General features: G+C 66.9%; 7 protein-coding genes. 3 read left to right on the forward strand and 4 right to left on the reverse strand.

Annotated elements, in window-relative coordinates:
- Positions 1-327: 327 nt before the first annotated feature.
- A complete protein-coding gene (locus JWQ81_RS44245) occupies positions 328-3,711 on the reverse strand; it encodes a S8 family serine peptidase (protein ID WP_297551637.1) in 3,384 nt (1,127 codons plus the stop codon).
- A gap of 573 nt (positions 3,712-4,284) precedes the next feature.
- Between JWQ81_RS44245 and JWQ81_RS44250 the strand changes: the two genes are divergently transcribed.
- Positions 4,285-4,677: a DUF5313 family protein gene (locus JWQ81_RS44250; protein WP_297551638.1), complete on the forward strand. Its 393-nt coding sequence runs from the start codon at positions 4,285-4,287 to the stop codon at positions 4,675-4,677.
- 55 nt (positions 4,678-4,732) lie between these two features.
- Positions 4,733-5,182, forward strand: a complete 450-nt coding sequence (locus tag JWQ81_RS44255) for a MarR family transcriptional regulator (RefSeq protein ID WP_297551639.1) — start codon at positions 4,733-4,735, stop codon at positions 5,180-5,182.
- Here the strand turns inward: JWQ81_RS44255 and JWQ81_RS44260 are convergent.
- Positions 5,179-5,688 carry an ATP-binding protein gene (locus tag JWQ81_RS44260; protein ID WP_297551640.1) on the reverse strand — a complete coding sequence of 170 codons (510 nt, stop codon included), beginning with the start codon at positions 5,686-5,688 and terminating at the stop codon, positions 5,179-5,181. The two genes, JWQ81_RS44255 and JWQ81_RS44260, sit on opposite strands and share 4 nt — an antisense overlap.
- A 184-nt stretch (positions 5,689-5,872) precedes the next feature.
- Complete coding sequence (locus tag JWQ81_RS44265; RefSeq protein WP_297551641.1) at positions 5,873-6,334, reverse strand: carboxymuconolactone decarboxylase family protein; 462 nt, start codon at positions 6,332-6,334, stop codon at positions 5,873-5,875.
- Positions 6,335-6,586: 252 nt separating this feature from the next.
- Between JWQ81_RS44265 and JWQ81_RS44270 the strand changes: the two genes are divergently transcribed.
- Positions 6,587-8,230, forward strand: coding sequence for an AMP-binding protein (locus tag JWQ81_RS44270; protein WP_297551643.1), 1,644 nt, complete (start codon positions 6,587-6,589; stop codon positions 8,228-8,230).
- Between the two features lie 48 nt (positions 8,231-8,278).
- Here the strand turns inward: JWQ81_RS44270 and JWQ81_RS44275 are convergent, their stop codons facing one another.
- Positions 8,279-8,992 (reverse strand): SDR family oxidoreductase, encoded by a 714-nt coding sequence (locus JWQ81_RS44275; protein WP_297551642.1) that lies wholly within the window; start codon positions 8,990-8,992, stop codon positions 8,279-8,281.
- Positions 8,993-9,630: the final 638 nt, after the last annotated feature.

Raw genomic sequence — 9,630 nt, forward strand, 5'->3', positions numbered from 1 at the left:
CCGCAGCAAGGGCCGGGTCGTGTACGGCGAATGCCGGTGTCCGGAGCTGGGTGTGGGACTCGCCGGTCTGAACTGTGGGACTCGCCCTCGCTGAATGTGGGACTCGCACAGCCCATCGGCGAGTCCCACACTCCAGCGCGGCGAGTCCCACGTTCAAACCGACGAGTCCCACAGTCACCACCAGCCGACCACACCCGCTGACCTCAAGAACCTCACCCGGCACCCACTGAGGCGTCGCGGACCCACACATACGACACACGTGGCGTTCAATGCCATGAGGGTGGCCCTGAGGGTTTTGATGCGCTACCTCCGACGCGGCGTCGTGCTTCACCCGACCCGGTACGAATAGGACAGGTTCGCGAGCACCTCACCGCTACTGAGACCGGGTGTGCTGAACCAGGCCAAACCGCTCGGCTGCTCGGGCACGGTCACCAGGTTCAGGTGCCCCGTGACGACAGTGTTCGTCGCGGTATACGGGGTGAAGGTCACCATGATCGTGGCTGTCCCGCCAGGCTGGATCACCGCCGGCGCGGTAGCGGGCGCGTCCGGTTCGAAGGGCCCGGCGAAGGGGTCGCCGGTCGATGAGGTCACGCTCCGGTCGAAACCGGCCGTCTGGACCGACGACGTGAAGTTCACGTTGCCTGCGGCAGCCCCGTTCGGCCCGAACGGCCCGACCTCCTGGGCCAACGCGACCTCGGCACCGATGCCGACGTAACCGTGCTGCTCGCTGACCGTGGCCACCGAGACCGTACTGCCGTTCTGTGCACCTTTCAGGTCTCCACCCTGGTCAAGCCCGGATGTGTCGCCCTGGATCGAGGTGATGATAGGAACGGTCGCGGAGCCGGTCACGCTGAACGAGCTGGTGTCGGGCGGCACCCGGAAAATGGGCACCTGCGCCGCGTCGAAGGTCTGGGGCAGCGTGACCGCACTGGAGCCGGAGAACGGAACCGGATGCAGTGTCTCCACCGAGTCGGTCCTCGGGTCCACCCCGACGGCTATCGCCTCGACGCCGGTGTTGTGCACCGTGACCGGAACCCGCAGCGGGCTACCGGGCCTGATGGTGGTTCCCGACGCGGTGGGCAGACCGGACGCGCTGACCCCGGCCTGGTCGAACCTGACCGTTCCGGTGAACGGCGATTCGAGTTCCTTGCCGCTCACCGGGTTCTCCACCGCGACCACCATCTCCCAGCGGCCCCGCTGGGGATTCGCGGTGACCAGCTGCGCGGCGTCACCCTGGACGAGTCCGTGGCCGGAAGGCGCGGCGTTGTCGGTCATGTCGGCGAGTTCACCGTTGGGGTCGACCAGTGCCAGCCGCACGACGTCGGCAGGGTCCAGCCGGGTGAGACCGACGTCGAGATCCTTCTTGCCGCCGGGCACATCGAACCCGTAGGTGAACGTCTGCGCCGGCGCGGCCGGCCGCGCGTTGCCACCGGTGATGGTGCCGCTGAAATACCCGATTCCGCGGTCGGTCGGGATCAGCGTGCGGACGACCGCGGATACCGCCGTCTGGTGACCGTCGGAGCCGGCAAAGGTGACGGAGTAAGCCTGGTCCCCGCTGCTCGACGGGGTCGGCAGGGCGATCATCACCGGTTCGGACTGTCCCGGGGCGAGGTGGAGCGCCTGCGGGCCGACCTTGCTTCCGGGGACGGGGACCGCACGCTGGGTGCTGGCGTCCAGATCCACCGCACCGGTGAAGCTGCCCGCGCCCGCCTTGGAATAGACGATCGCGGTCCAGGTGCCCGCCACCGGCTGACGGACGTCGAGGTTGCCGTAGTTCGGGGATACGGCGCCACCTTGCGGGAAGCTGTCCGCGACGTAAGTGCCGTCCGGGGCGAGCATCGTGAGCTTGACGGTCGGGTTCACCGTGCCCTGCCAGGCTATCCGCGCCGCCAGCCGGTCGGCACCGGGCGGCACGGCGATCGGGACCTTCAGGAAGGACTGGGGCACCCCGGCGAAGTTCAGGAACGTGGGCAACGCGGTGGAATCGAACGCGAGATGGTGGGTCTGCGAAAACTGGGGGACGAACGTCCTGGTGCCGGTGGACACGGTGAGCGGCCGGGCACCGACGTCGGTAACCCGCACCGTGGCGGTCTGGGTGCGCCCCGGTGCGCCGTCGAGACTGATCTGGTCCGTGGAGAGCGCGATGTTGGATGTGGTCCCGGCGGGGGCAGTGCCCGTCGCGCCCGGAGCGGTCGTCGCCGCCTCAACTGCCGCACGTGCGTCGAGCAGCCCACTGCCTTGTTCGTCGGCGGGAAGTCCGAGGTCCTGGGCCGTGCTGGTGAGCAGGCTCTTGACCAGTGCTGGAGCAGGGGTGCTGCCGCCGTGGGCGTTCCGATACGCCTGGATGACCAGCGCCGCCGCACCCGCGGTGAACGGCGCCGATTGGCTCGTGCCACCGAATTCGAACACGTCGGACGGCCTCGGAGGGGAGTGCAGGTCAAGGCAGTCGCCGTAGCCCGGGGCACACGTCGACCAGTCCTCCTCACCCGGCGCGACCAGGTCGAGGGTGTGCCCATCCTGGGTGATCCCCCCCGACGAAAGGCTGGAAACGTTGTTGTTGAGCCATTTCCCGTTGGACAGTGCGGTCGCCGCGATGCCGGTCTGCTGGTAGACCCTGCCGTCTGTGCTGGCACCGACCAGGATCACCGAGGGACCCGACCCGGGTGACTGGATCGTCGAGGACGCCCCGGCGTCCCCACTGGAGACGACCACGCTCACCCCTGCCGCCACTGCCTGCTCGTTGAAGCTCCGGAGGAGGTCACGTGTGCCGAAGTCCGGGATCTCGGCTTCGCCCGCGGACTCGTTGATCACGTCGACATGGTCGACGTTGACCGCGTAGTCGAGTGCGGCCAACGCGCTCGAGTCCGAAGCTTTCGCACCGTAAACCGTCAGTCCGACCAGGCTGACCCCCGGGGCGACACCCTTGATCGCGATGTTGCAGCCGTCGGGCAGCGGGTGTACCGGGTTGACGAACTTCGACAGGTCGTGCACAACTGTGCCCTGGGCCGCGATCGCGGACGAGTCGCCGAACCCTTCGCCGCCGAAGCCGACAGAGTTGATGCCGTCACCGGTGAAGTCCTGGTAATCGGTGAAGACCTTGGAACCGTCCGGCCGGATGAAGTCAGGGGCGTTCGGATCGAGGGTGTCCTCGATGACCGCGACCTTGACCCCGGCACCAGTGGCCAACTGGGCGGCGCTGGGGGAACCGTCCGTGCTCGCCGCGTGGATGGTGCTCAGCGCTTCCGGTTCCAGCAGTGGCTTGGCCGGGTCGCTGGGGCAGATCGCCCCTGGCGCGTTGCCGCCGGTCGAAGGACCGTGCTGTGTTGAGGAGGGAGCGGGCGCTATCTGCGGTTTCGGGGTCACCGGCACGGGTGCCATGAGCTTGCGGTCGGGAAGCACTTCGGCCACCCCGGGGTTCGCTGCCAATTCGGCGGCCTGCGCCGCGGTGACCGTCGCCGAGAACGCGTTGCCAAGCGAGAAGTGCTTCACGTCCTTCGGCGCGGCACCGGTCAGTCCGCCGAGCACGGCGTTCTGTGCCGAGTCCGCGGTTCTTCGCCGGACTGCGCTGGCCGTCTTGTTCACGGGCAGCCCAGCCAGCTGGTCGCGGAGTACCACGATCACAGCCTGCGGATCCGCGGGCCCGGCGGACGCCGTCGCCTCCGGGCTAACCACGGCAGAGGGAAGGACGAGGGCCGCCGTGGCGGCAATCACCCAAACACCCGCCGATCGGAAGGACACCTTCACGGATTGTTCCCACTTTCGTTCGGGACAAGCAGCCGAATGGGCAGTAACAGGCTATGGAGAACCGGGCGTGCCAACAACGGCACCGCACAGGCATAGGTGCGATCGGGACGGAAAACAGGTGTCATCGGGAGAGAATTTGACAAAACTGGTGACAAAATTGTCCAGTCTGCCCGCCTCATGTGGCGCCCTCCGGTTCATCCATATTGACGGCCTTGCAGGCGCCGGAACTGGAGTTTCCCTGCCTGGAGTGTCGGCCGCGAAGCGAATGCGGTCCGGGAACAGGTGCATTTGGCGACGACCAAAGCGAATTCCCTCTCGCCCGTCGTCGTACATTTGAACACCGCAGAATTTGTTTTCTTCGCAATTCTTGCCGGCAACACAAGCCACCTTGGGGAAATACTCTTCGACCAATTCGAATCGGGGGATCCCCGGTACGAATCATTCGTACCAGGGATCCCGCAGGAAACGCCGACGCTTCGACCGCCGCGACTTCGTGCACACCAACGTTTTGTACACCAAGCGTTGGTGTACACTCGACGTATGATCGAGCGAGTAAGGCCCAATCCGGTTCGCTGGCTGTGGTACGCCGTCGGCGGCAAACTGCCCGAGAAGCACCAGGCCTGGGTACTGAACGACGTCACCGGCCACACGTGGTTCTGGCGGCACGTCGCGCGGTCGAGCGTGATGCTGGCGCCGCTGATCCTGGTCTGGCTGCTCCTCCCCGGCCCACTGCTGCTGCGCGTCGCGCTCTGCGTGATGGCCGCACTGGTCGGCTACTTCTACTCGTTGGTCTACGCCGAGGAGAGCGGCGATAGCCGACTGGTCAAGAACGGTTTCCCGCCTGGAACTGCGAAGCGCGTGCGCGAGGAGGCCAGGGAAGCCGCCGACGCCCCGGCCCGCGAGCGCTACCTCGCGATGTACCGCAGGCAGTGATCGACGTCTTGGTACCTTGGGCTTCTCCCGAACGGAAGGCGTGGCTGAGGCACCGATGACAGACTGGGAATCCGGGGATCCGCTCGCGCTGGAGCAGCAGGTGTGCTTCGCGCTGGTGGTCGCCGCGCGCAATGTCGTCGGCGTCTACAAACCCCTGCTGGAGCCGATGGGCCTGACCCACACCCAGTACCTGGTCATGCTGGCGCTGTGGGGGCGCGCGCCGTTGTCGGTCAAGGAACTCAGCCGGCTGCTCCAACTCGACCCCGGCACGTTGTCACCCATGCTGAAACGGCTCGAAACCGCCGGTTTGCTGGTACGCCAACGCAATTCCGACGACGAGCGGCTGCTCTCGGTCCGGCTGACCACCGAAGGCGCCAAGCTGCGCGAGCAAGCACTGCGGATCCCGCCCGCCGTCGTCGACAGGCTCGGCATGAGCCTCGACGACCTGAAGAACCTGCACACCACGCTGACCAAAGTCATCGCGGCGACCGAGGAACTCGGTTAACCCTCGGGCGACCACTGCGTCAGGCTGGACAGGACGCGTTGCAGCACAGCGGGTTCCACCGGCCCCTGGGCGCCGTCGAACTGCTCGTCGACCAGTGACCGGCGGCTGCCGCGGCGCGGCAGCGACACCTCCTGCGCGGACAGTCCGGTAGGCAGCGCCAGCTCCGAGCGCATCAGGTTCCCGCGTCCGGCCAGCGGCACGACGACCGTCTTCACCCCGCGCAACGCCGACCCGGCCGACAGCTCGCCGTTGAGGTCGTCCTGCACCTCGACGATGAAGCAGTCCCCGCGCAGGCCCAGCCGCAGCGTGATGAATCCCGGCACCCTCGGGTCCGAGTGGTCGACGATCGCGGAGACCCGGTGCCCCACGATCCGCAGCACGTCGTCGAGCATGGACGGCAGCGACCATTCGGCCACGGTGAACCGCACGAACAGCGCGGCGCAGCTCACGGCGCTCTGCACCGCGACGAGGCGAAGGTCATCCACCTGAGAGGTCTCCGTGTTCACCGAAAGTCCTTTCGTCCCCGCACCGCACGCAATCTGGCACCGTCGCCGGGCGTATCTTTCCAACCCCGCTGAGTGCCGGGTCATCCAGGGGTAGGTCATCGGAGAACCGGGGCATCCAGACTGCACAAAGGCCGCATTGGCCGCACAATGCGCGGCAGATGCGGCCTTCACGAACAGTCGGTGTTCAGTCGCGGTGCGGCAGCTCCGCGTGGCCCGGCACGGCGAGCCGGTTGAAGCTGTTGATCACCACCACCTCCCAGACCACCGCCTTGTACTGCGCTTCGGTGAACACGTTCGTCGCCCGCTCGTAGACGTCGTCAGGGAGATCCTGGGTCTGCGAAAGCCGCGTCAGCGCTTCGGTGACCTCGAGGGCGGCGCGCTCGTGTTCGGTGAACAGGTCCGTCTCGCGCCACGCGTCGAGCAGGAAGAGGCGGCGCGGGTTTTCGCCGTGCTTGACGGCGTCCGTGGTGTGCATGTCGAGGCAGTACGCGCAGCCGTTGAGCTGCGACGCGCGGGTCTTGACCAGTTCGAGGAGCTTCTGGTCGAGGCCGGCCTCGATGGCCGCCCGCTCGACTTCGGTCGACATCGCGATCAGGGACTTGAACGCACCCGGGATACCCGGGCTGAGCTGGATTCGTTTCGTCACGTGTTCCAGACTAGCCAAAACTGGACCATATTCGTGGTCCAGTTTACCCCTAATATCATGAACCAGTTTGCCGAACACGGTCGAAACCTCGTCGCCTGCACCACGGCGGGCTGTGTCTTCTCGTGACCCGACCCGATATGGCGTGTCCTTGACTGTCGTCACGGAGAGGGCATACTGGCAGGACGACTCGCGTTCCGGACGCTCCGGAGAGGAGTGCCAGTGCCCGAATCCCCGCCCCCACCCCCGTCGCCGCTGCCGCTGTCGCCGTCCGGTCATCTCGACCCGTTCTGCCGTGACAGCCTGCCACCGGTCCAGGACTGGCCCGAGTTCCGCTTCGACCTGCCTGAGCTGCGTTATCCCGAGCGACTGAACTGCGCCACCGAACTGCTGGCCGGGACGATCGCGCGCACCGGTGCCGACCGCCCGTGTCTGCTCACCGCCACCGAAACCTGGACCTACGCCGACCTCGAGCGGCGCAGCGACCAGGTCGCGCACGTACTGACACGGGATTTCGGCCTGGTGCCGGGAAACCGCGTGCTACTGCGCGGCCCCAACGACCCTTGGCTGGTCGCGACCTGGTTCGCCGTCCTCAAAGCGGGCGGAGTCGTCGTCACGACCATGCCGTTGCTGCGCGCCAAGGAGCTCCGCTCGCTCATCGACCTCACCGAGCCCAGCCTCGCGGTGACCGATCACCGGTTCGCCGAAGACCTGCGACTGGCGGCCGGGACGGCACTGCCCGTGCTCTGCTACGGCGGCGACTCCGACAACCCCGACAACCCCGAAGACCTCGTCGCCCGTGCGGCCCGCGAAACAGGTGCCTTCCCCTGCGTCGACACCGCAGCCGACGACGTGGCGATCCTCGCCCCGACCTCGGGCACCACCGGGAAACCCAAGGCCACCATGCACTTCCACCGCGACGTGCTCGCCATCGCCGACACCTTCGGCAGGCACATCCTCGAAACCCGGCCGGACGACGTGTTCACCGGAACCCCGCCGATCGGATTCACCTTCGGGCTCGGCGGGCTGGTCGTGTTCCCCCTGCGCGCCGGCGCGTCCACGCTGCTGCTGGAACGCGCCGACGCCACGGAGCTGGCCGAGGCCGTCGAACGCCACGACGTCAGCGTGCTCTGTACCGCACCCACGGCGTACAAAGCCATGCTGGCCGCCGGCAAAGCCTCCTCGCTGCGGAATGTCCGCCGCTGCGTTTCCGCCGGCGAGCATCTGCCACAGTCTGTCTGGGAGGCCTTCAACGCGGCCACCGGGCTCCGCATCGTCGACGGGATCGGCGGGACCGAGCTGCTGCACGTGTTCATCTCCGCCGCCGGCGACGACATCCGCCCTGGGTCCACCGGGCGCGCGGTACCCGGTTTCCAGGCCGCGATCCTCGACGACGACGGATATCCCGTCCCCGACGGCGTCAGCGGCCGACTCGCGGTGAAGGGCCCGACGGGCTGCCGCTACCTGGCCGACGACCGGCAGCGGGTCTACGTCCAGAACGGCTGGAACCTGACCGGCGACGTCTACACGCGCGACGCCGACGGCTACTTCTGGTACCAGGCCCGCGGAGACGACATGATCGTCTCGTCCGGTTACAACATTGCCGGTCCCGAGGTCGAGCAGGCCCTGCTCGACCACCCGGACGTGGTGGAGGCCGCGGTCGTCGCCGCCGCCGATCCGAGCCGCGGTTTCATCGTGCACGCCACTGTTGTCCTCGCACCGGGCGTAGTGGGTGACGCCGCGAAAGTGACCGAGCTGCAGTCGTTCGCGAAGAGCGTAATCGCGCCGTACAAGTACCCGCGCGCGATCGAGTTCGTCGAGTCGCTACCGAAGACGCCGAGCGGCAAGATCCAGCGGTTCGTGCTGCGCGAACGACTTTCCGCCGGAGGAAACCCGTAGCCGACAAGAACTCCCTTACCCGCCAAGGGAATTCCTCCCGGCTGCAGGTCAGACCCGAGCGGTGGCGAGCTGCGGGTACTGCACGTCCACGCCGGCGGACAGGGTGGCCTTGACGTGCTTGCTGAGGTCGTCGGCGAGGATCTCGTAGGCACGCGCTTCGACGGCGTCAAGCGCGGCTGAAGCGATTGCAGCCGGCGAGGACTTCGGGGCGTCGATATGGGCGGCCATGTCGGTGTCCATGTACCCGACGTGCAGAGCCGTGACGTCGATGCCCTTCGGTGCGAGCTCGAGGCGGACGGCGTCCGTCTGCGCCCACGCGGCCGCCTTCGCGCCGCCGTACGCACCCGCGGCCGCCGGATGGGTCCAGGACAGAACAGACAGGACGTTCAGGATCGCGCCGCCGCCGTTCGCGGCGATGATGGGCGCGAAGGCACGCGTCGCGCGCAAGGTGCCGAAGTAGTGGGTCTCCATCTCCAGCCGGATGTCGTCGAAGTCGCCGTCGAGCAGTGTCGCGCGGGTGGACGAACCGGCGTTGTTGATGAGCAGCGTCGCGTCGGAGGCGATCGCGGCCGCGGCGGCCACCGAGGCCGGGTCGGTGATGTCGAGCGCGAGGGGAACGACCCCGGGCAGGTCGACGGCCTCGGGCTTGCGAGCCGCCGCGTAGACCTTCGCCGCGCCGCGTTCGAGCAGCGCCGCCGCGAACTGCCGGCCAAGGCCCCGGTTGGCTCCGGTGACGACCACTACCGAGTTCTTGATGTCCATGTCGTAGCTCCTGTCCTCTAAGTTGTCTTTTCCAACTTAGCCATCTGAGTTGGAAATAGCAACCCAGACTGAGAAGACGTCACCTTGGTCACTGCCTCGACGCGGCACGAAAGGGGACGGGACCCCGTGTCACGGAACCCATCGGCAAACGCCTCTGCCGAGACGTGTTCACCACTGTCGCCGACCTGGCCGCCATGATCACAACCTGGACTAACACGGGAATAAGGCCCCAGGAAACGAGTCACCCTCGACCAGTTCAAACACGGACGGACTGCTATGCCGTTCAGGGGTGGCAGTTGAACAAATCCGGGGACATACGGCACAATCAGCGACACAACGCCGCTCATGACGGCAAGGCCCGACGAAATGTACACCAACGTCGGATGACCAAGAGTTGTCAGGAAATGCGCTATTCGAGTATCGCCGCACAGCGGGCGGAGCGCCGCGTGGGCAGTCGTATTTTCCGGAGAAGCAGGTACACATCTGCAGGCAATGCCACGTAGCTTAAGTCGATCTTGCTGTGTGGGTGAGGCTGTGCAGCACGATCGTGGGTGGGCTGGGGTGGCGTGTGCTTGCCGGTTCTGTGCGTTTCTTGACACGGTAAGCGTTGTGCCGTAAGCGTTTCACCGCGCGAGGGC

Source organism: Amycolatopsis sp., assembly GCF_025464955.1.
In the GTDB taxonomy this organism is placed as follows: Bacteria; Actinomycetota; Actinomycetes; order Mycobacteriales; family Pseudonocardiaceae; genus Amycolatopsis.